General features: G+C 47.3%; 20 protein-coding genes. 14 read left to right on the top strand and 6 right to left on the bottom strand.

The genetic code is table 11. From position 1 onward, the window contains the following. Positions 1–4: 4 nt before the first annotated feature. On the top strand, positions 5–1366 hold the full coding sequence (locus ACBZ72_07490; protein XES76024.1) for a deoxyribodipyrimidine photo-lyase: 1362 nt from the start codon (positions 5–7) through the stop codon (positions 1364–1366). Positions 1367–1374: 8 nt separating this feature from the next. Here the strand turns inward: ACBZ72_07490 and ACBZ72_07485 are convergent, their stop codons facing one another. After that, positions 1375–2358 (bottom strand): DUF523 and DUF1722 domain-containing protein, encoded by a 984-nt coding sequence (locus ACBZ72_07485; protein XES76023.1) that lies wholly within the window; start codon positions 2356–2358, stop codon positions 1375–1377. A gap of 91 nt (positions 2359–2449) precedes the next feature. Next, a complete protein-coding gene (locus ACBZ72_07480; protein XES76022.1) occupies positions 2450–2890 on the bottom strand; it encodes a fasciclin domain-containing protein in 441 nt (146 codons plus the stop codon). Between the two features lie 181 nt (positions 2891–3071). Between ACBZ72_07480 and ACBZ72_07475 the strand changes: the two genes are divergently transcribed. Continuing rightward, entirely contained in the window at positions 3072–3569 is a 498-nt protein-coding gene (locus tag ACBZ72_07475) for a hypothetical protein (GenBank protein ID XES76021.1), read from the top strand. A gap of 3 nt (positions 3570–3572) precedes the next feature. On the opposite strand, the gene ACBZ72_07470 is transcribed toward ACBZ72_07475, so the two are convergent. The 3 genes from ACBZ72_07470 to ACBZ72_07460 form a co-directional block, all read right to left on the bottom strand. Then, a complete protein-coding gene (locus tag ACBZ72_07470) occupies positions 3573–4250 on the bottom strand; it encodes a hypothetical protein (GenBank protein XES76020.1) in 678 nt (225 codons plus the stop codon). Continuing rightward, the gene (locus ACBZ72_07465) at positions 4247–4813 is read right to left on the bottom strand and encodes an NAD(P)H-dependent oxidoreductase (protein XES76019.1); all 567 of its coding nucleotides are present in this window, start codon (positions 4811–4813) and stop codon (positions 4247–4249) included. The genes ACBZ72_07470 and ACBZ72_07465 overlap by 4 nt, the downstream gene beginning before the upstream one ends. A gap of 135 nt (positions 4814–4948) precedes the next feature. Beyond that, complete coding sequence (locus ACBZ72_07460; protein ID XES76018.1) at positions 4949–5848, bottom strand: ornithine carbamoyltransferase; 900 nt, start codon at positions 5846–5848, stop codon at positions 4949–4951. 110 nt (positions 5849–5958) lie between these two features. Between ACBZ72_07460 and ACBZ72_07455 the strand changes: the two genes are divergently transcribed. The 8 genes from ACBZ72_07455 to ACBZ72_07420 all read left to right on the top strand — a co-directional run bounded on the left by ACBZ72_07455 (position 5959) and on the right by ACBZ72_07420 (position 13436). Continuing rightward, entirely contained in the window at positions 5959–6783 is an 825-nt protein-coding gene (locus tag ACBZ72_07455) for a D-aminoacyl-tRNA deacylase (GenBank protein ID XES76017.1), read from the top strand. A 118-nt stretch (positions 6784–6901) separates the two neighbouring features. Beyond that, complete coding sequence (locus tag ACBZ72_07450; GenBank protein ID XES76016.1) at positions 6902–9577, top strand: PQQ-binding-like beta-propeller repeat protein; 2676 nt, start codon at positions 6902–6904, stop codon at positions 9575–9577. A 155-nt stretch (positions 9578–9732) separates the two neighbouring features. Continuing rightward, a complete protein-coding gene (locus ACBZ72_07445; protein XES76015.1) occupies positions 9733–9906 on the top strand; it encodes a protein translocase SEC61 complex subunit gamma in 174 nt (57 codons plus the stop codon). A gap of 13 nt (positions 9907–9919) precedes the next feature. Then, positions 9920–10402, top strand: coding sequence for a transcription elongation factor Spt5 (locus tag ACBZ72_07440; protein ID XES76014.1), 483 nt, complete (start codon positions 9920–9922; stop codon positions 10400–10402). Next, positions 10402–10893 carry a 50S ribosomal protein L11 gene (locus ACBZ72_07435; protein XES76013.1) on the top strand — a complete coding sequence of 164 codons (492 nt, stop codon included), beginning with the start codon at positions 10402–10404 and terminating at the stop codon, positions 10891–10893. Before ACBZ72_07440 ends, ACBZ72_07435 begins: the two co-directional genes overlap by 1 nt. 54 nt (positions 10894–10947) lie before the next feature. Further along, complete coding sequence (locus tag ACBZ72_07430; GenBank protein XES76012.1) at positions 10948–11598, top strand: 50S ribosomal protein L1; 651 nt, start codon at positions 10948–10950, stop codon at positions 11596–11598. Positions 11599–11614: 16 nt separating this feature from the next. Then, positions 11615–12478 (top strand): 50S ribosomal protein L10, encoded by an 864-nt coding sequence (locus tag ACBZ72_07425; protein ID XES76011.1) that lies wholly within the window; start codon positions 11615–11617, stop codon positions 12476–12478. Between the two features lie 259 nt (positions 12479–12737). Continuing rightward, positions 12738–13436, top strand: coding sequence for a ferredoxin--NADP reductase (locus ACBZ72_07420; protein XES76010.1), 699 nt, complete (start codon positions 12738–12740; stop codon positions 13434–13436). Between the two features lie 2 nt (positions 13437–13438). On the opposite strand, the gene ACBZ72_07415 is transcribed toward ACBZ72_07420, so the two are convergent. Beyond that, entirely contained in the window at positions 13439–14323 is an 885-nt protein-coding gene (locus ACBZ72_07415; GenBank protein ID XES76009.1) for a TrmB family transcriptional regulator, read from the bottom strand. 250 nt (positions 14324–14573) lie between these two features. Between ACBZ72_07415 and ACBZ72_07410 the strand changes: the two genes are divergently transcribed. The 4 genes from ACBZ72_07410 to ACBZ72_07395 all read left to right on the top strand — a co-directional run bounded on the left by ACBZ72_07410 (position 14574) and on the right by ACBZ72_07395 (position 22588). Further along, entirely contained in the window at positions 14574–15371 is a 798-nt protein-coding gene (locus ACBZ72_07410; GenBank protein XES76008.1) for a TrmB family transcriptional regulator, read from the top strand. A 171-nt stretch (positions 15372–15542) separates the two neighbouring features. Next, on the top strand, positions 15543–18161 hold the full coding sequence (locus tag ACBZ72_07405) for a PQQ-binding-like beta-propeller repeat protein (GenBank protein XES76007.1): 2619 nt from the start codon (positions 15543–15545) through the stop codon (positions 18159–18161). 575 nt (positions 18162–18736) lie between these two features. After that, a complete protein-coding gene (locus ACBZ72_07400; GenBank protein XES76006.1) occupies positions 18737–21433 on the top strand; it encodes a PQQ-binding-like beta-propeller repeat protein in 2697 nt (898 codons plus the stop codon). Between the two features lie 342 nt (positions 21434–21775). Beyond that, the gene (locus ACBZ72_07395) at positions 21776–22588 is read left to right on the top strand and encodes a TrmB family transcriptional regulator (protein XES76005.1); all 813 of its coding nucleotides are present in this window, start codon (positions 21776–21778) and stop codon (positions 22586–22588) included. Positions 22589–22612 lie beyond the last annotated feature (24 nt).

Below are 22612 nucleotides of genomic sequence, written 5' to 3'. Positions count from 1 at the left end.
GCGGTTGAGTGATTTGCCAGATGAACGCTTAAATCGACTCAACACTGTAGACATGAAGAAAGGTCGTGGGTTTGTTCTCTACTGGATGCAGACATCAGTGCGGACCCAATGCAACATGGCCTTTGACCATGCGGTTTGGTGGGCAAACCAGCTGGATAAGCCATTGGTGGCGTTCTTTGGGTTGACCCCTGATTTTCCTGAGGCAAACCTGCGGCATTACACGTTTTTGCTTGAAGGTCTGCATGAGGTGAAAGCAGCCTTAGCGGAGTTCGGCGTGCAACTGGTCGTCCAAAGGGGTTCTCCTGAGCGAGGTGTGGTCTCCATCGCCAAAAATGCATGCATAGTCGTGGTGGACAAGGGTTACCTAAAACCTTTGCGGCAGTGGTACCGTTACGCGGCTGACCGTTTGAGTTGCCCGTTGGTTCAAGTGGAAGATAACGTTGTGGTGCCTGTTGAAGCCGCTTCAAGCAAGGAGGAGTATTCTGCGGCGACGCTCCGACCAAAAATCCAGAAGAACCGTAGCCGCTTCCTGAGCGTTCCCACGACGCGTCAGCCCAAGCATGGTTCGCTTGACCTACCGTTCGATACCTTAGACTTGAGGCGTATAGACACGATTATTTCAGATTTAGGTGTCGATACCTCAGTTGACAAGGCTGTGGGTTTTCGGGGCGGAACCCAGCAAGCCCAAAGCTGCATTGCCGAGTTTTTGGAGCACAAGCTGCCTGATTACCCCCAGCAGCGAAATGACCCGACAGTTGACTTCGCGTCGAATTTGAGTCCCTACCTGCATTTTGGGCAAATCTCGCCCGTCGACGTTGCGGCGCAGGTTTTGGCTGCCGACGCCCCCGCAGAAGCCAAGCAGGCGTACATTGAGGAGTTGGTGGTCAGGCGAGAGCTCGCCATAAACTACGCATGGTTCAACCCAGACTACGACGGGTTTGATGGGCTGTCAAACTGGGCAAAACAAACCCTTCACAAGCACGAAGCCGACAAGCGGGAGTACCTCTACGATGTGGCGGAGCTGGAAAACGCACAGACCCACGACCCATACTGGAACGCGGCGCAGACCCAGATGCGGGTAACTGGCAAGATGCATGGGTACATGCGCATGTACTGGGGCAAAAAAATCCTTGAGTGGACCAAAACTCCCCGTGAAGCCTTCAAAGCGGCGATTTACCTAAACAACAAGTACGAGTTGGACGGCAGAGACCCCAACGGCTACACAGGCGTGGCATGGTGCTTGGGCAAACACGACCGCCCTTGGCGCGAACGCCCCATCTACGGTACCGCACGGTACATGAACGCCAACGGGCTCAAACGCAAATTTGACGCCGACAAATACGTCCAGCAAATCAAACAGCTCTAACCTACTAACTATTTCCAGTAGTCTTTTTCCTTTCCCGGCTGGTCAGCGTATGTTTTTTCCATCAGGTCTTGAGGGTAGGGTTCAAAGAAGGTTTGCTGCTGCAGGTACTCTTCGTTGAACCTGATTATCCACGCCTTCAGCACTGAAAGGGGTGTGCTCAGCGGGACCTTGCCTGCCCTGTACTGGGCTACCGCGTTTAGGAAGACGGCTTTTTCGTCTTTGGAAAGCCTGCTGGTGAAGTAGCCTGCGGCTTTGGTGAGTACGTTTTCGTTGGCGCCTTTGCGTGGTGGACGTTTAAGGGCGCTCCACAGGTGGCTCTGGTACTCAGCCAGTGTTTCTTTTATGGGTCTGCCTTTTTGCTGTGCCACGATTCTGCCTAAGTCGTGCAGTTCGGTTTGGCTGTAGGCGGTCAACAGGAGCTTGTTGCGTGCCTGAAACTCAATCAGCCCGTTTAGCGAAGCCGCGTTTCTGACTGCCCTAAAGTCCGCCAGAGTATAAAGTTTGGTTAAAAAATGCTCTCTTATCCGAGAATTCAAAAGGCGACGTTCATCTTCAAGGGCCAGATACGAAAAACGCGCACCCACTGCGCCTCCAAAAAAGCCTGCGCCTCTTCCCAGCGGAGCCACCTTTCCCGTGCTGGGGTAAATCCGCGAATCCTTAAGGGCGCTGGTGGGGGAACCACTTTTTAGTATGAACCCGTCAACTTCTGGTAACACGCCCAAAAAATCTTGGGTGAACTGCCTCATTTTGTCGGTGAAATCCAACCCTGTTGCCGACTGAATCAACCTCAAATCGTCGCCCGATTTGACTATTCGCAGGGTTTCTCGGGGCACACCCAGCCCAATTGCAACCTCGGGGCAAACAGGGATGAATTCCACATGTGGTTTTAGATCCTCTACGAATCTGCTGGCGATTATTTGTCCGTCCCATCGGACAGGCTCAAAGGTGATGCATTTGCTTATGACTATGCGTGGTTTGTTGAAATTTCTCACTTTTTCACCTTCTGTTTGCCTTTTTTGGTGGTAGAAAAAGAAGAGAGTGCCCTGCCAAAGTGTTGCTTTTTTCTGCGTTTCTTTGGCTCTGTTACATGGGGGATGCTGCTTTTTCAATTTTTGGCATTATTACCTTGTCGATTACGTGGATAACGCCGTTGTCCGTCACGATGTCCGCTTTGATTATGTTGGCGTCGTTCACTTTAACGGTGTCATGCAGATGCCATCTTGAGGCGTCAATTTTGATGTCTTGTCCCTGAACTGTTTTGGCTGATTTCAGCTTCACTACATCCGCTGACATGACTTTTCCTGGAACAACATGGTAAGTCAAAATGGCTTTCAATTTGGGGACGTCTTTTAGCAATTCTTCAACGGTGCCTTTGGGCAGTTTCGCAAAGGCTTCATCGTTGGGTGCAAAAACCGTGAAGGGTCCTGGACCCTTTAATGTGTCTACTAGTCCTGCGGCTTGCACGGCGGCTACAAGGGTTTTGAATGAGCCCGCTGCAATTGCCGTGTCAACAATATCGGCCATATACTTTTCACCTCACAACCATTTTAAGCAAATTTCTCTAGGCAATGTTTAGTTGAAAAGAAGCTTGCCGAGAAATTGCCTTGTATACTAGTTTTGGCAAGTTTCTTAAAAGAGTATTGTCTTGTATTCTGTAACCAACGACATGCACAAAATGCCGCTTATAGCTTGTCAGGTGAAGTTTATGGGCACCTTTAATCGGGTTGTTTTTCCTGATGTTTCAGGGTCAAACCTCAACGGAGACCAAAAAGATTTCCCCCGTGACTTTAAGGCGAAACTAAGCGTCGTGGTGGTTGCTTTTAAGCGAAACCAAGTTAGCTTACTCGAGTCATGGGTCCCAGCCTTAAGTAGGCTGGAGCAAGAGGAACCTGAAGTGAAGTTTTTCGAGTTCCCCGTTTTAAGCGCCAGTTATGGTCCCTTCAGGTGGTGGATAAATGGCGGAATGCGCGCAGGTATAGTGGACGAAGCTGCCCGCCAACGGACAGTAACTCTGTACCTTGACAAGGGCAAATTCAAGAAGCAACTGGGCATAACAACTGAGGCGACGATTTACTTGTTTTTGGTGAACCGTGACGGCTCGATTCTTTGGCAGACAAACGGCGCGTTTTCCCAAGAAAAGCTGACTCGCCTCCAGAAAGCTTTGCAGGACAATTTACTGCCCCAACCGGAAGCTTACACTTAACTGCTATTGTTGCTGTCGGTTGTAGAGTTTATCTTGACAACCGTATTTCTTTGCCATCTTTTTCCAGCCTCGGTTTCCCAGAAAGAGATACAGCCATTTCGGAATTTGCATCTTTGCCATCAAATCAACTGCCTCAGACGAAATTGCCCTGCCCTCAAGCAGGTCTTCTGCCGCCAAACCTACCGCTTTCCGTGCGTTTTGTGCCACAAACCCTGCATCTTCCAGCTTGGTTCCAGAAATTGCTCCGCCTCCGCCCAGACTCAACCCACCTGCCCATTCGATTCCTGTTTCAGAAGCGAAACGTCGGCAGATGGCTAAAGCGGTGTTGTTTTGGCTGGCTTCAGGAAACCCGCAGTTAACTATGGCTACGAGTCGTTGATTTTTCGGCGTTTCTGCGTTTTTTCGTTGGTCTGCCAAGAGTTCTAACTCGGCAATGACGGGCGCAGGGAGACAGTCAACATACAATGGAAAAGCCAAAATCAGCAAGTTGCTGCCGGTGGCTTTTTGAAGCATATCCCCTTGGGAAGCTTGTGAACGTATCGCCGCTTGGATGTGAATTCTCTCAACTTCGAACCCTGCGCTAAGCTTATCCATAAGGTATGTGCCTATCGATGCTGAGGTGCTCTTGAAGCCGCGTGGGCTACCCACAAGTAAAAGTGCCCGCTGCTTCAACTGGCTCATTTGGCTCCCACCTCGGCGAAGGTTTCTCTGGTTTTCTGCTCAATGGCAGAGGCATCGTCAGTGTTGTATACAATTTTGGCGCTGTGGGCTGGGGCATGCATGTTAATGGCGTTTCGGTTAAGCAGCGTTTGGAAAATCTTCTCGCTTTCCTCATCGGGTTTAGGCAAAACCCCCAAACCGACAACGTTGGCGTTGTGTTCGTAGCGTGCTCCGTGGTGAATTTCCCCGTTGATTTTGGTGAAGAACGGTAAAATCCCGCATATCTGGCGGTCCAACATTTTTTTGAGTTGGTAGGAGTAGCCTCCGAAAACTATGGGGGTGACAAATACTTTGAGGTCGGTCAACTCGAGTTTCTTGGCTATGTTCCGGGCGGCGTCGTTGATGACGCATTGGTCGGGGGTTCTGATCCAGCAGCCAAAACAGCCCAGACAGTGAGCAATGGGGATTTGGCTGAGATTGAAAACTTCAACGTCGTGGCTGCTTAGCACGAAAGCGGCTACCTCAGCGGTCAGGTTCACTTTGGCGTCGCCTTCTCTTGCGCCATTTAAAATAACTGCCTTCATGAGGCTTTACCTCAAGGAATCACTCCCCTTGAGCCCCTTTAAAGTTTGCCACCCCCGCTCAAACCTAAAAAAACATAGAACACCTGCACAGAAATTATTGTGAAGTAGAAAAAACTTTAGATTAAGGGAACGTTGCTATTTTAGCAGTTTGAGCAGAATGGCTTTGGCTGAGTAAAGCCTGTTCTCAGCCTGCTCATAAATCACCGCGTTGGGATTTTCGATAGCTTCCGCAGTGATTTCGTATCCTCTGTGAATGGGCATGTCATGCATCACATGGACCTTGCTCTCTTTGAGTAATTCTGCGTTGATTTGATAGGGCATCATCTGTTTGAGCCGATTCTCTTTTTCCGCATCAAATTTAGGGTCCGTGAAGAACTCCATGTCCACCCAAGTGTCCGTGTAAACAAAATCTGCATCCGCAACCGCCTCCCTCAAATCCAAACTGCACCTCCACAGCCCAGTTTTCTCTGCTTCATCCAGCAAGGCTTGATCCCGTGATGCCTCATTAAAAATCGGTGTAACCGTCGTCAACTGCACACCTGTCTTTGTGCAACCCTCAATCAGAGAGTTACAGACGTTATTGTGGACGCCAACATACACCAGCTTTGCCCCCTCCAGAGAGCCGTGGTTTTCTTTAATTGTGATTAAATCCGCAAGACACTGGCTCGGATGATACATCTCGTCGCAACCGTTGACCACTGGAACCTGAGATGCATGCATCATCTTCTGCAAATCCGCGTTATAGAGCAAACGTGCCATGATGCCATCAACATTACGTGAAAGGTACTGCACTTCGTCGCCAAGGTCTGCCAACGCGAAGTTGGTGGTTCGCCAGTCAATGAACAACGCGTGGCCGCCCAGCTGGGTCATGGCAACTTCAAAGGAAACTCGGGTTCTGGTGCTGGTTTTCTGAAAAATCAAAGCCAACGACTTGTGCTGTAGGACTTGCTCGAATTTTTGGGGGTTGTGTTTGATTTCGATGGCTTGGTCAACTAATCTGTTGAGTTCTTGGCTGGAGAGTTCTTTGAAGTTCATCAAATGCACGTTTAGCGCCTCTTAGAGAAAGGGGAAAGAAGCTTGCCAATTAAGCTTTACGGGAAACATTTTTCTCCAAACACACCACTCAATACTCAAAGTGTACACTCATGATTCTGCTCGTCCACTCCAACCAAGACCTCGCAGGCAAAAACATAGCCACCCACCTCCTCCAGCAGCACCCCTTTCATCAAACCAGCCAAACTTACCAACAAAACCCAGTTTATACGGCAGAAATTAACGGAAAACAAGTAACCTACATTACCCTCGAACAAGAATCAATTGATGCCCAAAACCTTCCCCAAGACTTCCCCGATGCTGAACTGATGGTTTTTGTCTCGCGGCACAGCAGCAAAAGCGAAACCCCCACCTTAACCGTTCACACTCCGGGAAACTTTGGAAACGCAGAATTTGGTGGATTGCCCCGCTGCGTCTCGGTTTGTCCTGCTAACGCCATGGCTGATGCTCTTAAAGCCCTAAATCGCCTAAAAGTTGAGCGCAGTCTTGATTATCAAGTTTCCTATGAAGCCACCCATCATGGTCCCTCGCTGGATGTTCCTACGATGTTTGTTGAACTTGGCAGTTGCGAGAAACAGTGGCAAGACCAAAACGCGGCTCAAGCAGTTGCGCAAGCCGCATGGGAAGTCATCGCTAACTATGGAAATTCGGGGCAAACGGCAGTTTTAGGCGTCGGCGGAACTCACTACAACCGAAAATTTACCCAGATGGCTTTATGCGGAGAAGCTGTTTTTGGGCACATGATTCCCAAATATGCTGTTCCTGAAGTGGATTTGCAGATGCTCCAGGAATGCGTAACAAAAACCTCTGGACAGGTTACTGGTGTGGTGCTGGATTGGAAAGGCATCAAAAGCGAAGATAAACCAAACCTTTTAGCCGACCTCTCAGAATTAGGGCTCACAATAAGCAAAGTCTAACAACTTTTCAAGGGGCTTATTTGGTGGCGTTTAATTCTGTGGGTAGGCACACCACTTACTAAACCTTATAACCAAACCCCATGTATGTGGCGAGTACCCAATTAGGAGAGAAAAAAAAGTGAATATTATAAACAAAACAAGCAAGAAAAACTTAACAACGCTTCTGACTACACTCGCCCTGATACTGCTGCTTGCCTTCTCTACTCTTGCATCCATAACGCCTACCGCAACTGCACACACCCCGCCAATCGACATTCCAACCTACGCTTACATTGTAACCACACCCGACCGCGTTGGTGTCGGACAAACCGCCTCAGTTATCTTCTGGCTCAACTGGGTACCCCCAGGCTCAGGAGGAACAGGAGGCGACCGATGGCGCGACTTGGAAGTGGAAGTTTCAAAACCCGATGGCTCTAAAGAAATCCTTGGGCCCTTCACCTCAGACCCCATTGGTGGCGGTTACAGCGCATACACCCCTGACCAAGTTGGCCTCTACACGTTCACTTTCACCTTCCCCGGTCAAGTGCCCTCAATGTATGGTCCTACAGGAATAATCTCTGTGAACCCTGCTTTATGGGACTTTATAGGTGACAACTTTTTACCCAGCAGTGCAACAACCACCCTCACAGTCCAAGAAGACCCCATAACACAGTTGCCTGACTACCCGTTACCCACTGGCTACTGGACACGACCCATTGAAGGACAAAACACTGAATGGGCAAAGATAGCCTCAAACTGGCTCGGCGGAGAACCAAGCGTAACCTACAACATCCAACCTGACGGCATTGCCCCTAACAGTGCACACATAATGTGGACTAAGCCCCTGCAAGATGGCGGAATCGTCGGAGGAACCTATCCTGGCGAAGCATACTATCAAGGTGATTCGTATGAGATGCGGTTTAACAATCCAATGATTATCAACGGAAGACTCTACTATGACCTTCCTTTGAGCAACGCTAAAACTGGCGGCGGCTACGTCTGTGTTGATTTGCTGACTGGTGAAGAGCTTTGGTGGCAGAATTGGACAAGTTCCCTTCCTGCTTTTGGTCAAATCTACGATTACGAGTCAATTAACCAGCACGGTGTACTACCAACGGGTATTCTATGGCGAACCAGCGGAACCACATGGGAAGCTTACGATTCTCTGACTGGAAGCTGGATTTACACGCTAACTGGCGTGCCTTCAGGAACCAACATCTATGGCGCAACAGGCGAAATAACCAGATACATATTTGACAGCAATAACAAGTGGCTGGCTTTATGGAACAACACCGCCGCTCATGGTTCGACGAACTCTCAAGACTCCGCTGATTACTCCAGCACCAACTACTTCCAGTGGCGACCAGTCGGAAAAACCATTGACGCAAGCCAAGCGTACTCTTGGAATGTAACCCTGCCCGCCTCTGTACCTTCAGGGTCAAGCATAACCTACGTTTCACCTGACGACTTGTTGCTCTGTAACACTCCGATGCAGGCTTTTGGAGGAAACGCAGCTTTCGGCACAATCCCCTACACCGTGTTTGCTATAAGCCTTGACCCCCTCACAAGAGGCCAAGTTCTGTGGAGCAAAGATTACGATGCACCCGATGGCAACATAACCCGATTTCTCGCCCAAGTTGACCCGGTCAACCGCGTCTTCACAACCCTTGACAAAGAAACAATGCAGTGGTCAGGCTACTGCTTAGACAATGGAGACAAACTTTGGGGGCCAGTCGGCGATAACCTGCGCGACTACACATATTATGACAGCCGCGGCGGCGCTGCAGGTTCCTCACACTCGCTTTACCAAGGCAAACTTTACGTTGGCGGTTTTAACGGGCTCGTCTACTGCTACGATGTCACAAACGGCAACCTGCTCTGGACGTACGGTAACGGTGGCGAAGGCAACAGCACATTTAGCGGCACCGAAACCATCTGGGGATACTACCCAACGTTCCTTGGTGCTTTTGCAGACGGCAAAGTCTACACTTTTACCCAAGAGCACTCAGTCAACATGCCCATCTACAAGGGCGCTTCGATACGCTGCCTCAACGCCACAACTGGTGAAGAACTTTGGACACTGCCCGGATTTGCCGCCTCAACAAGCTTCTACAGCCGCCTTGGAGCAATTGCAGATGGTTATCTAGCTTACTTAAACACCTATGACGGACAAGTTTACGTTGTCGGTAAGGGACCAAGCGAAGTGACCGTTTCAGCGCCAGACACAGCCGTACCTATGGGAACACCCGTGCTAATCCAGGGAACCGTAACAGACAAGTCCGCTGGAGCCCAAGAAAAGGTGCAGAGCGGCGAGTTCAACATGGTTCCTGCTGTTTCTGACGAAAACATGAGTTCATGGATGCAGTACATTTACATGCAGAAACCAAAACCCACCGACGCAACAGGAGTAACCGTGCACTTAACCGCCTGTGACCCGAACGGTAACACCCAAGAAGTCGGCACAACCATTAGCAACGCAAACGGCATGTACGGAATACCCTACGACCCACCAGTGCCCGGAATGTACATAATCACCGCCACCTTTGAAGGCACCGAATCATACTGGGGTTCCGAAGCAACCACCTACTTGCTGGTGACTGAAGCCCCCTCTGCTTCCATACCGCCCCCAACCCAACCAACCACCTCACCTACGTCTGCACCACCAACAACCACCCCGCCCATGCCTTCCACCTCTCCAAGCGAAGCACCACAACCCACCAGCACTACACCAACAATGACCTACGTCGCAGTAGCTGCAGCCATTGTCGCAATTGCTGTCATTGCAGCAGCGGTTGTTCTTAAGCGAAGAAAGTAGCCCAGCTACCCCTCTTCTTTTTTGTTTTCATACAAACAACTACGCGGAGCTGTCTTCACCCTTTGCTTTTGCTATGTTAAGAGGTTTCGCAAATGCCGAAAAGTTTTTGCGTAACGTTTATTATGGCTAAGTGAAATCTTGAGTGTGCGGTCAATATGGGAATCCGTTCATGGCTACAACAAGCAGGTAGGACTTTAAAGCTGTCTCAAAAACCCGACAGAGACGAGCTGTGGCTATCCATAAAAATCACGGTCCTAGGCATGGGTGCAGTCGGCTTGATAGGTTTCGTCATAAAACTCATCGCCACGGCAATACCTGGCGCAGCGTAGAGGCAAAATCTTCATGGAAAAAAAAGAGGAACAATTTCAAACCAAAATTTTCGCTGTTAAAACAACAACAGGGCAAGAACGAAATGTAGCTCGGCTTTTGGCTGCCAAAATCGAAATGGAAAAAATTCCCATAAAATCCATCCTTGTTCCTGACACATTGAAAGGTTACGTTTTCATCGAAGCTGATGGTCCACACCTTGTAGAAGAAGCAATCGCAGGTGTGAGGCACGTGCGGAGCAGAATCCCCGGGTTAGTCAGCTTCAACGAGATTGAACGCTACATCGTCCGCAAACCCGTCATAGAAGACCTTGGCGAAGACGACGTGGTCGAAATTACTGGTGGACCCTTTAAGGGTATGCGTGCAAAAATCACCCGTATCGACAAATCCAAAGGTGAAGTAACTCTGGAACTGTTGGAAGCGACATTCACCTTGCCTATCACAGTTCACTCAGATTACGTAAAGTTGATTGAAAAAGGAAAGAGAAGTGAAGAATAATGGTCGAAAATAAAACTGTTGAATTGCTTGTCGCTGGTGGACAAGCAACCGCTGGACCACCATTAGGTCCTGCACTAGGTCCATTAGGCTTAAACATCATGGCCGTTGTCACAAAAATTAACGAATTGACCAAAGATTACGCTGGTATGAAAGTTCCCGTCAAGATATCCGTCAACCCCGAAGACAAAACCTTCGATGTTACCGTTGGTGTCCCCACAAGCTCAGCGTTGCTTGTGTCTGAGTTGAAAATCGAAAAAGGTTCTGGTACACCCAATTCCGCCAAAGTCGGCGACATAAGTGTTGAGCAAATTGTGCGCATAGCCAAAATCAAGCGTCCTGAACTGCTCGCATCAACCCTTAAAGGCGCCGCCAAAGAAGTCATGGGTACCTGTGTAAGCGTAGGCGTTACTGTTGAAGGCAAAGACCCCCGGGAAGCACAGAAAGAAGTTGACCAAGGAACGTACGATGATATATTCAGCAGCAACGAATGATAAGCGAATATATTTATAATTCCACACTAATCCACTTTGTCACGAGGCTTCAAAATGCCCTTAGATAAGAAAACCCTGTTAAATGCTGTGAAAGAGGCAAAAGAGAAAGCTGGGCAGAAGAAATTCAACCAGACTGTAGAGTTAATTCTCGACATCAAAGAAATTGACATGAAGGCTCCTGAAGGCAAAATCACCGAAGTTATTGAGCTTCCCAACCCAACCGCGAAACCCAACAAGGTCTTTGTTGTTGCCACGGGCGAATTAGCCCTCAAAGCAAGGCGCGCAAACGCTGACAGCGTCATTGAACGCGCTGACCTTGAAGAGTTGGTGGGTAAAAAGAAGGAACTGCGCAAAATCGCCACTACTTATGATGTTTTCATTTCTGAAGCCTCCTTGATGCCTATGGTGGGCAGAACTTTGGGTCCTGTTCTGGGTCCACGGGGAAAAATGCCTGTTCCTGTCCCGCCAAACGCGGATGTTGAAGCTTTGATTGCCAAGCATCGCAAAACTATCGTGGTGCGTATGCGTAATCAACCCGTTATCCAAACACGCGTTGGAACCCAAAACCAATCCGACGAAGAATTAGCGGATAACATTTTGGCTGTTCTTCGTGTTTTGGAAGGCAAGCTAAAGCGTGGGTTGAAAAACGTTGACGTTGCTTTCGTGAAAACTTCCATGGGAACTCCCATAGAGATTAAACCTTAACTTGAGAGTGAAAAATGTGCCGTCTCAATTGATCATGCAAGAAAAAGCTGGCGAAGTTGAAGAAATCAAGAAATGGTTCGTGGATTACAAATCCATAGGCATAGCCAGCTTGAACAAGGTTCGTGCAACCCAGCTTCAGGAATTCAAGAAAAGCCTGCAGGGCCAAGTTTACATGCGTGTCATGAAAAACACGCTGATGAAACGTGCCATCGAGAAACTTGACAACGAGGACATCAAAAAAATTGAGCCCCTCCTCGAAGGCTCCAACATTCTCTTGTTCACCAACATTAACCCATTCAAACTGGCTTTGCTGCTAGAAAAAGGCAAAGTGAAAACCACCGCCAAAGCAGGCGACATAGCCGCTATGGATGTGGTTGTTCCTGAAGGCAGCACTGGTCAACCTCCAGGCCCAATCATCAGCCAACTTAACGGTGTGGGTTTGCCCACCCGAATTGAGTCTGGCAGTGTTTGGGTTGCTAAAGATACGCTTGTTGTTCGCAAAGGCGAAGAGATTAACGAGCGTCTTGCTGGTGTTCTTTCTAAGCTTGGTATAAAAGCTGTTGAAGCTGGGCTTTCCATGCGTGCAGCCTACGACGGAGGCTTGATTGTGTTGGAGGACCAGCTGCGCATTGACGTTGAAGCAACAAAGCAGACTCTTTTGCAGAACCAGTCTGACGCGTTTGCCTTAGCCATGGAGCTTGCTTACCCGACCGCGGAGACGATACAGCCACTGTTGCAGAGAGCCTTCCAGAGAGCATCTGCGCTTTCAGTAAGCGCTGGCATCATCACAAAAGACACCATCGGCGACTTGATACGCAAAGCTAATGCTGAAATGACCAGCCTAAACAGCGCCGTGGAAGAAGCAACGCCCAAAGCATAAGACCTTCACAAGAGCTTTTTGCTCTCTTCTCTTTTGTTTCTTGTTCTGAGTACCTGTTCTTGTTCCGCCTCATCATTTTTTGCTGCGCCCGTTTAGGGTTGCTTTTTTGTTTTGGGTTGTTTTTTGGCTTTTTCTTGCGTCTATAGCTGTCTGGAAACGGTTTGTGTTGACCTGTTTTGTTTGGGTTTGACCGGTTTTGCAGAAAGGTTTTATGAGTCAATTTGCAGTTATTTAGTATCATTCTGTTGAGTTGCGGCTTATGAAGTTTGAAACCTCTGTAAAAGAGATAATTCCCCGAATTGATGGCGTGTCAAGTTTTCGTTTTCATCGACCCGCCGAACTGGAATACAAAGCTGGGCAATACATGCTGGTGACTATCCGTTCTGGTGAAAAGGAGTTGGTGCACGCTTTTAGCATTTCCAGCAGCCCCACTGATGAAGGATACATCGAATTCACCAAAAAATTCACCCAACACGAGTATTCCCTTGTTCTCCAAGCCCTCAAAGTCGGTGACTGGGCAAGTATCGACGCTCCTCACGGGCAATTCACCTTTGAAGGGGAATACCCAAAAATTGCCTTGCTCACAGGCGGCATCGGCATCACACCCTTCAAAAGCATAATCACCTACGCCACAAAAAAACAGCTGCACTCCAATATTGTATTGTTTTATGGTTGCCGCAACCCCAACGAAATTGCCTTCAAAGATGAGTTACAAGCGATGGAGACCCAAAACAAGAACCTCAAGTTGGTCTTCACCGTTAACGAAACCGCTGGTGACTGGAAAGGTTCAGTTGGCAACATAACTCTTGACCTCCTCAAAAAGGAGCTTCCTGACTACAAGGAACGTGTTTTCTACGCTTGTGGCCCTCCAGGTATGGTTACCGCCATGCAAAACCTCATCAAAGAGTTGGGGCTGCCCGAGACGCAACTGAAACTGGAATCATTTGCGGGGTACTGAGTCTATTTTGCCTTTTTCTCTTTTTTGTTCATAGTTCCGATGGCGCGGCTTAAAATAATGTTGTTGGGTTTAGGCTGTAACCCCTTTTGTTCGTATTGTTCTGCTCTGTTCCAAAGCATGTCGAACCGTTGTTGTAACGCGGCAACTATACTCTGGTTATTTGTCCATAACGTTCGTGAATGTTTAAAGAGGCTGGTTGAGTCTAAACAGATTACCGCTAGATTGTTGTCTTTTACGGCAGCAAATGGTCTCAGTGAGGAAATGCTGTAGCGTACTTTGAAGTTTGGGTATTTGAAGAGCGATTGGAACTGTTTTACCCTTAACATAAACTCCTTGTTGTTCTTTTCTGACCTGTCAAAAAGCCATCTTGCTTTGATGCCGCGTTTTAGAAGGGGTTCGTATGATTCAAGTACCGGCACGTCTTTGGGCTCTCTTCTTTCGGAAGCAATAACGTCAATCCCTGTCTGGATGTTTTTAACTGTGTTTGCCCATTTATTGCAGAACGGTAAGTTGCTCGGGATAATCATGAAGTATTCTTCTTGTTGTGGGGAAAAAGCTTCTTCCTTGTATGCAAGTTGTTGGATTAATTTCTGTGCCTTCTTCTGAATCGTCTGGTATTCCACTCTTTTTTCTTTAAGTATTGTTGAAATTATTTGCTCCATTGGAATTGATGTGTATTGGCTTGGGGTTTGTACCAGTTTGGCAATGATGCCTACCTCTTGAAGTTCAAGAATTGTTTTGTACACGTTTGACCTGTCCAGCCCCGTGGCTTTAGAAATAGTCTTTGCGTCTGCCTTTCCTGCTTGAACGATTGTGAGTAAGACTTTGGCTTGGTGGCTCGTAAGTCCCGCTGAGACTAATGTCTGGATTTCCTCGTTTGTAAGCACGTTTCTCTCTCCAATACTACCTTACTCTACTTATTTTCTTCGGATGGTAAATAGTGCGAGGTAGGTTGCCTACCTACACTACATTTCTTATTCATTCTTTCACTATAAACGTGATTAAATCAGTGAGCAAAAATGAAGTGGAAAAGAGGATACTTGGATGGTACTTTTGTCCATTGTCGGTTGTGTTAAGACCGACTAAACGTTTGGTAAATTTCAACTCTTGGTCAAAAGCTGAACTAACGTGAGAAGTATGTTGTCAATTAAGGAAGAAGACGTTGGAACCTTAACTCGGTTAGGTCTCACTGAAAGGCAATCAAAGGTTTACCTTGCTCTTCTTCGGTTAGGTCCCTCTAAAGCTGAAGCAATTTCTAAAGCGACATTGGTTCATAGGCAAGAGATTTACCGCGTAGCCCTGAATCTTCAGGATATAGGTTTAGTGGAGCGAAAGATAAACACACCCGTTATGTTCAGTGCGGTACCAATAGAAACAGCCATCAAACTCCTCTTTAACAGCAAACTAACGGAGTTCAACCTAACTCGCGAAAGGGCAAGAAAACTAGCCAAAGAAATCCATCGTACTGACCTACCGGTTGACATACACAGAGACAATGAGTACTTCTGCATCATCTCCGGAGGAGACCACAACGGCAAATTCAAAAGAGCAACCGAAACAGCTCATACCCATATCAACCTTGTTACTACTTGGAAACGATTCCGTCTGGGCTTCTCCATTCTTGAGAGTTCAATTAAAGCAGCGTTAAAACGGGGCGTTGCCATCAACGTGTTAACCGAGAAACCAGAAAATGACGCCTTCCCAAAATGGGTGCTTGACGCCTTAGAGAAGCAATCTTCACGTTTAACAATTAGAACCATGGCTGACCCTGCCCCAACCATGGTGACAATTTATGATGACACCGAAGTTGCTCTTTGCATTAATCCGACCTTCGATTTCCGCGGGGCTCACTTGTGGTCAAATTGTGTCAGTATGATCACTGTGAATCAAGCATATTTCAATTGCATGTGGTCAAAATTCGACCTCCACAGATAGCACATGATATCAAAACTCTGATACTGTGGTAAGAAAGCATGCTGTTTTAGCCCAAGGCTTTGGGTGTTTTTCTTTTTTCGGGCTTTTCTTGGCGGTCATTATCAATCCGACATAGTGTTAAGTCCTTCGTGAAAGTATGGTCTTTTCCATAAGAAACGAGAGAGAACACAAATGTCAACAAACTTGGAAAGAAAAAACTTGAGGCAGAACGCTATCAACGTGAAATCTGCGTTTGCTTTGATTTTCGTTATTAGTATGTTGCTTGCAATAAGTGTTCCTGGTACTGTCGCAGCGCAGGGACCCGATACTCCCACCTTTGCTTTTCTGAATGTCGCTCCTAACCCAGTAGGCGTTAATCAACCCGCTACTGTCGTTATGTGGCTAGCAAATATCCCGTTGTTCTACAATGCATCGACCGGAAGCGTAACAGGCAATTCGCAAGTGATCCTGTTCGAAGGTTACTCGGTAACTGTTACCGCACCTGATGGTTCCCAAGAAATTTTAGGACCCTATTCTTCCGATCCAATAGCAAGCTACTATCTGCAATATGTGCCGACAGTAATTGGCAAGTACACGTTCCAGTTCCACTATCCTGGGCAACATGTTGTGGGATACACAACAACAAACACCTTAATCGACAGCCACTACCTACCCAGTGATAGCGCTGAAGTAACGCTAACTGTGCAAGAACAACAAATAGGCGGTATTTCGGATGTCCCCGTTCCCGGACCAGACGACTATTGGAGCAGACCAATTAACGGAGAAAACCGTAACTGGTACACGATTTCTGGGAATTGGTTGGGAACTCCCGACAGCGCATGGTTTGCATACAACGCCACTGGGCCATTCAATCCCTTCACTACTGCCCCCGACACTGGACATATAGTTTGGACAACGCAACTATCTTCTGGCGGCTTAGTTGGCGGGCAATACGGTGACCGGTCTTACTATACCGGTTTGTCTTACGAAGAACGGTTTTTGCCTCCTGTAATTGCGGATGGACAGCTTTACTACAATTTGCCTTTAAACAACAATAGACAATCAGGTGGATGTGTCTGCCAAGACCTCCGTACTGGCGAAATATTGTGGACAAACAACATAACCATTTCCTTTGGTCAAATATATGACTATGAATCGCCAAACCAACACGGCGTCATGCCGCTTTACCTTTGGAATACCGCTGGTCCAATGAATACTTGGCAAATGTTTGACGGAGCTTCAGGCACACTGATGCTAAGCTTCAATAACGTTTCTGGCGGTGGAAAAATAGTAACATCCGACGTTGGCGATGTACTTGATTATATACTTGACCCTGTGAACAATTGGCTGGCAATGTGGAACTCAAGCAAAGCTATCCCCACGCCTGGAACAGAAGGAACCAATGCATGGCAGTGGCGCCCCGACCGCTTCTTAGGGCAGACCTTGGATTGGCGAAATGGTATTCAATGGAATGTGTCTATTGCTGCAACACCTAAGGGGTCTTCAGGTAACCTTGCAATTTCGCGAGTAGGTTCTGGTGTAATCTTGGCATGTGAACTCATCGCTAACATAAACCCGCCTGTTGTCATGTTTGTTGCTTATGACGATACAACCGGACAAGAAATTTGGGCTAAAAACATCACCTCTTATACCGCCTACAATGCAGGCGTTAACGTAGGACCAATAATTGACGGCGTATTCACTTGGTTCGAAGAAGAAACAATGGAGACCATGGGCTTCAACGCTTTAACTGGAGACCTTCTATGGACAACACAGCCAAAATCAAACGCATGGGGCGTTTATAGCCAAAGCTACCTCGGCGCAGGACCACCGAACCCAACTGTTGCATACGGCAAAATCTATTCAACCGGATACGATGGCATTTACTGCTATGACCAAGAAACAGGAAACTTAGACTGGGCTTTCTCGGTGCCCTCAGGGTTTGAAACACCATACGGAAACTATCCCTTCTACGGAGGCGTCACAGTCGCAGACAACAAGGTATTTGCGACCACCAATGACCACAGTCCTGATTCCCCAATGTGGCGCGGCGGAGCAATGTATGTACTTGACGCATTTACAGGAAAAATGCTGTGGAACATATCAGGTTGGTATGCAGCTTCAGCAGTAGCCGACGGATACGTAGTTGCATATAACAACTATGACAGCCAAATCTACTGCTACGGCAAAGGTCAAACAGCCACCACAGTTTCAGCACCGACTATAGCTGCCTCTTTTGGTCAACCAGTCCTTATACAAGGAACAATCACTGACCAATCGCCCGGAAAAACATGCATAGGTGTTCCTGCAGCTGGCACACCCGCAGTTTCTGACGATTGCATGAGTGCTTGGATGGAGTACCTTTACATGCAGAAGCCAAAACCAACTGACGCAACCGGTGTTTCCGTACATCTGACTGCTATCGACTCCAACGGTAACACACAGGACTTAGGCAACGTAACCAGCGACATACTAGGAAACTATGCAACCTCATGGACGCCGCCAGTTCCAGGACTCTACAAAGTAACCGCTACTTTTGAAGGCTCCAGTTCATACTACAGCAGCAAAGCAGGAACCGCATTCATAGTTTCAGAAACAGCCGCCCCCGCCCCCATCACCACACCAACCGCCACCGAAACCGCAACTCCAACAGCACCAACGCCTACACCCATGCAGTCTGTATCGCCTTCACCCAGCGAAGCTCCCCAACCTACCAGCCCAATGCCAACCACGACCTACCTCGCCATCGGTGCAGCAGTCGTAATCATAGTTGCAGCCGCAGCAGCACTGTTTCTGCGTAAAAAAAGATGACCACAAACACCATTTTCCCTTTTTTCAAAAGGCAGAACGCTAAAAAGTGAAATGAGGGGCTGTATGGGCTTTGGGGGATTGTGACGCGATGGCTATGTTGGTCATTGAGTTGAATTCTTTCTCTCCTATGTTCAGTTCCAGAGCTCCAGTAAACCCTCTTTTCGCTTCGCATTTTTTGCGTGCATACGGTTTAAAGCCCAATTACTGTAGATTTGCCTTCGGCGTTAAATGATAATTTCGAGTTTGAAGTATTTCTCAATGAGGTGTTGAAGTCTTCGAGAACTATCCACCTATCGCCTATGCAGCCTATGCCTGAGCCTAAAAATCGGTGCTTTCAAAACGGCTGTTCGATTCATGACGCCACAGTTTTTCTCGGTATCAAGCTAAACTTTGCTGAAGAAGGGTAAATTAGCCGAATTCTTCCGCGTAATCGGTGTTTGTTTAATCTTTTTGTTGGGGGCTCCTTTTTTCTGCCATTTTTAGGTCTTTGCAAGACCGACAAGACGTTAAGTAGCATATCAAGGTATGTTGTTTTTCACAAAAATTGGAGACAAACAGAAAAACACGGTGAAAAAATGAACAAAGAATCAATAACAAAAAAAATTGGACTGCTTGCCTTAGCGTTGCTTCTGCTTTCCTCTGTTTTCGTGGTTTTCCCCAGTTCTACACCAACTGCAGCCGCCCAAACCGCATCTGCCGTTCCTAATGACATGCTTCAATATGAATGGACAATGGCTTCTTCTGATAATTCTCTTTCATATTCAAGTGCTGGACCAGCACCTAGCTCGTTTAACATTGCATGGAAGGCAAAGATACCTGGCGTTACTGGTGCCCCCATAGCTTTTGGCGGTTTAGTGTTCGTGCAATCCGCCTCGAGGACGTACGCTCTCAATGGCGCCAACGGAGATATTGTCTGGGACATTGCTGGAACTGGTTCCTTAGCAAAAATCGACAACACCTACATGATGAAAGGATCCGATTGCATAAGAATAGCTGACGGCTCAACCGTATGGACAGGACCCGCAGGTTTAACTTGGAATTACTATGCGCCTGACCTGAAAATGCTGATTTGCTCAAAATTTGGCTGGAGCCTTCCTGACCCCTCGCAACCGCCGACGTTAGCGTGGAACCGCACAAATGACGCTTACTATGGTATTGAAGGAGAAAGACTTCCATATGCTGACGGAAAACTTTTCGTTGGAACAATGAATAACTTTGTGGAGTGCATTGATGCAAAAACTGGTACCACTCTTTGGGTTACCCCAGCTACATCTCAATTCTGGTATCGAGGAACCTACTGTGACGGAAAAGTAATTTTCGGTGGCCTTGACAACAACATGTACGCTTGGGATGCAAACACAGGAAATCTTGAATGGACTTATAATCCTGGCACTTGGTATGGTCAATGGGCTTCCGCAGCAGCTTCTGCTTATGGGCTAGTATTTGAACATAATCAGGACACGTATCTTTACGCCATAAACGCTTCAACTGGCGAATTAGTCTGGAAAGCAAAAGGACCCGGCGTCGGATATTCAGGTCTTCTTACCGTCGGGGGAGGTAAAGTGTATTCTCTGATGGGTGAATACCAATATCGTGACTTTGAAACCGGTGAATATGCCCACTCCGAATATAACTGCTATGATGCTCTCACTGGAGAACTCATATGGTCAGCTCCAATCGAGACAGGCGGTGGACCAAGCATTCATGAATGCATTGCTTACGGTAACTTGTACATTATTCCAATACCAGGGTCGCCCCAGAAACCAGGTATTTGGGAGTACAGCAGCTCAACCCTTGACGAAGTATGGTGCATTAGCAGCGAAACAAAGGACTGGTCCATGCTCCTCAGCGATACTGCACACACTGGTGAAGGTGCAGGTCCAACAGATTTAGCTCTCAAATGGAAATTCACTGCTGACAGTTCAATTCAATCTTCGGCAGCTGTAGTTGATGGCACCGCGTACTTTGCCTCAATGGCTGGCACCATATATGCAGTGGACTCTGAAACAGGCAATGCAAAGTGGCAATATCCAATTGGTTCTCCAATGAAGTCTTCAGTAGCGGTAGCAAACGGAAAAGTCTTCACAGGCTCTGATGATGGCAACGTATACTGTTTAGATGCCGCTACAGGCAACAAGCTGTGGCAAGCAGATGTAGGTGGCGTAAAAATCAACCCAATCGCGGACCCCCGTGGTCTTAGCTCAGCGAGTGATGTACGAGCCTCACCAATTGCTTACGGCAACAAAGTGTATGTAGGTGCGCTTGATGGGAACCTGTACTGTTTGGATATGACTACAGGGGCAATATCTTGGAAATACCAAACAGGTGGACCTATAATTGCTGCGGCAACCATAGCTGACAATGCAGTCTTTGTTCCTTCGTGTACTCAACGTCCTGATGGTACCCTCTATAAACTTGACCTCAACGGCAACCTCGTCTGGAAGATAGCTATCCCGTATGTATTGAATGCAACTGCAGGCGCAGGATACTGGCTTTGTACAGCACCAACCTATGCAGATGGTATGGTGTTCTTGCGAAACGCATTCAGATTGAATTACGGCATAGATGCAGCAACCGGTGAAATACTCTGGACTTATGACGGACAATACAACCCAGGCACACCCTCACAACTCGGTGGTGTACTCCAAATAAACGCTATGCTTTACAGCTACGGAAAACTGTACTTCAACGACTTCTATGGCATAACCTGCCTTAACGCTAAAAATGGCAGTGTTATCTGGACAACTTGGCTATCACGTGAAAACTTGGCTCAAGGCTTGGCATACTCATACGGCAGAATTTACACTGTAAACGAGCTAGGCGCCCTGTATGTACTTGATGCATTAACCGGAGACAAAATTTCAGTAAATACAGATTTTGGCTCAAGCCAGATGCGTTCAGCACCCTCTTTGTACACTGGCAATCTCTACGTGGGCGCTAACGATTGGAATCTACGTTGCTTTGGCGAGGCCCGAACTATGAACACTGCTGCATCTGCCTCTCCGGTATCGCCATCTCCCATGCCTTCTGCAACTCCAGAAGCCACCCCCGTGATAAGTGAAGCTTCGCCAATACCCACAACGTCTTCTGTACCTACAAATGCTCCAACAGCACCAGCAGCGGCTAATACGCCAGCTGCTCCTGCAGTCACCGATGTGCCCTCAACTTCCCAAGAAAGCACCGACTCGACAACAACAATATACATCGTCATCACTGTAGTCGTCATTGTCGCCGTTATAGCTGCAGCAATTCTGTTGACAAAACGTAAGTAACCAAAAACAAACCAACCCCTTTTTCTTTTTTAAAGACAACGGACAAGAAGCCGCTTGGAAGGGGCTGTGTGGGCTTTGGAAATTGTAACACGATGACTATATTGTCATTGGGTTGAACTCTTTCCCCCTCTCCTCCTTTCCGTTCCGAAGCCCCAGCAAACCCTTTTCCAATGATTCATTTTCTTTTTTTAGCTTATTCTGAAAATCCTTCTGAATAGGAAAGAAATAGATTTGGTTTTTCTTAAACTTCTCAAGTTCGTGTCGGTCTTGTCATGACCGCCCAAGTTTCATAAGTTTTGGTCGGTGAAGTTACGCTCTGGCAAGCAAATGGGGAGAGAAGTAATGGAAATTATACATGAAGATATAGAAACTTTAACTTGGTTGGGGCTCACTGAAAGGCAAGCAAGGGTTTACCTTGCACTTCTTCAAATAGGCTCGTCGGGGGCAGAAGCAATTGCAAGATTTTCATCAGTTCACAGGCAGGAAGTTTATCGCGTAGCTGCGCGCCTACAAGAAATGGGTTTAGTCGAAACAACTCTGACTTCTCCTACTCTCTTTAGCGCCGTTCCTGTTGAAAACGCCCTCGAAGTAATGGTGAACCAGAAGAACAAAGAATTTGACGAGGTTCGACTGCGCACTAAACGTATAATCAAAAAATTTAATCAAACTGACCTGCAACTTTTAAAACCCGCAGACAAACCTTATTTCACCGTTGTTTCTGGAACTGATTGTTTTAGGAAAATGCAGAACGCACTTGATGGTTCTCGTGTGATTATTAATCTCTTGGTAACTTTCAAACGTTTTTGCCAAAGTTTTTCTATTCAAGAAGATTTGATAAAGCATGCTTTAGAGAATAATGTGCGTATTCAGGTTGTAACCGAAAGACCAAACCCCAGCTCAATTCCAAAATGGGTAGTTAAGGCATTGTTGGAAAAACCTGAGCGTTTCGAACTTCGGACACTGCCGGGCAATGTTAAGACTACAGTGGTGATTTATGACAATGTTAGACTCTGTATAGCTGTTGATGTGCTGTCTGATATCGCGCGTGGTTCTCAATTATGGTCGAACTGTGAAAGCTTAGTTACTTTGAGCAGTGAATATTTTAAAAATAAGTGGCTGCAGTCGGAGAGGTTTTCGTTGAAACATTATGTTTAACTTTGACCTGTGTAGATGCCGTAT

The sequence above is a fragment of the Candidatus Bathyarchaeia archaeon genome (assembly GCA_041447175.1).
Classification (GTDB): Archaea; Thermoproteota; Bathyarchaeia; order Bathyarchaeales; family Bathycorpusculaceae; genus JADGNF01.
Note: the sequence above shows the minus strand (reverse complement) of the source record. Positions and strands in the feature narration are given on the sequence as shown.

Bases quoted from the DNA above. Each gene is read 5' to 3' on its own strand.
- ACBZ72_07395 (XES76005.1), top strand. From the start codon at position 21,776: ATGGAAATTATACATGAAGATATAGAAACTTTAACTTGGTTGGGGCTC.
- ACBZ72_07430 (XES76012.1), top strand. From the start codon at position 10,948: ATGCCCTTAGATAAGAAAACCCTGTTAAATGCTGTGAAAGAGGCAAAA.
- ACBZ72_07465 (XES76019.1), bottom strand. From the start codon at position 4,813: ATGAAGGCAGTTATTTTAAATGGCGCAAGAGAAGGCGACGCCAAAGTG.
- ACBZ72_07455 (XES76017.1), top strand. From the start codon at position 5,959: ATGATTCTGCTCGTCCACTCCAACCAAGACCTCGCAGGCAAAAACATA.
- ACBZ72_07480 (XES76022.1), bottom strand. From the start codon at position 2,890: ATGGCCGATATTGTTGACACGGCAATTGCAGCGGGCTCATTCAAAACC.
- ACBZ72_07460 (XES76018.1), bottom strand. From the start codon at position 5,848: ATGAACTTCAAAGAACTCTCCAGCCAAGAACTCAACAGATTAGTTGAC.
- ACBZ72_07440 (XES76014.1), top strand. From the start codon at position 9,920: ATGGAAAAAAAAGAGGAACAATTTCAAACCAAAATTTTCGCTGTTAAA.
- ACBZ72_07470 (XES76020.1), bottom strand. From the start codon at position 4,250: ATGAGCCAGTTGAAGCAGCGGGCACTTTTACTTGTGGGTAGCCCACGC.
- ACBZ72_07445 (XES76015.1), top strand. From the start codon at position 9,733: ATGGGAATCCGTTCATGGCTACAACAAGCAGGTAGGACTTTAAAGCTG.
- ACBZ72_07420 (XES76010.1), top strand. From the start codon at position 12,738: ATGAAGTTTGAAACCTCTGTAAAAGAGATAATTCCCCGAATTGATGGC.
- ACBZ72_07410 (XES76008.1), top strand. From the start codon at position 14,574: ATGTTGTCAATTAAGGAAGAAGACGTTGGAACCTTAACTCGGTTAGGT.
- ACBZ72_07435 (XES76013.1), top strand. From the start codon at position 10,402: ATGGTCGAAAATAAAACTGTTGAATTGCTTGTCGCTGGTGGACAAGCA.
- ACBZ72_07400 (XES76006.1), top strand. From the start codon at position 18,737: ATGAACAAAGAATCAATAACAAAAAAAATTGGACTGCTTGCCTTAGCG.
- ACBZ72_07405 (XES76007.1), top strand. From the start codon at position 15,543: ATGTCAACAAACTTGGAAAGAAAAAACTTGAGGCAGAACGCTATCAAC.
- ACBZ72_07475 (XES76021.1), top strand. From the start codon at position 3,072: ATGGGCACCTTTAATCGGGTTGTTTTTCCTGATGTTTCAGGGTCAAAC.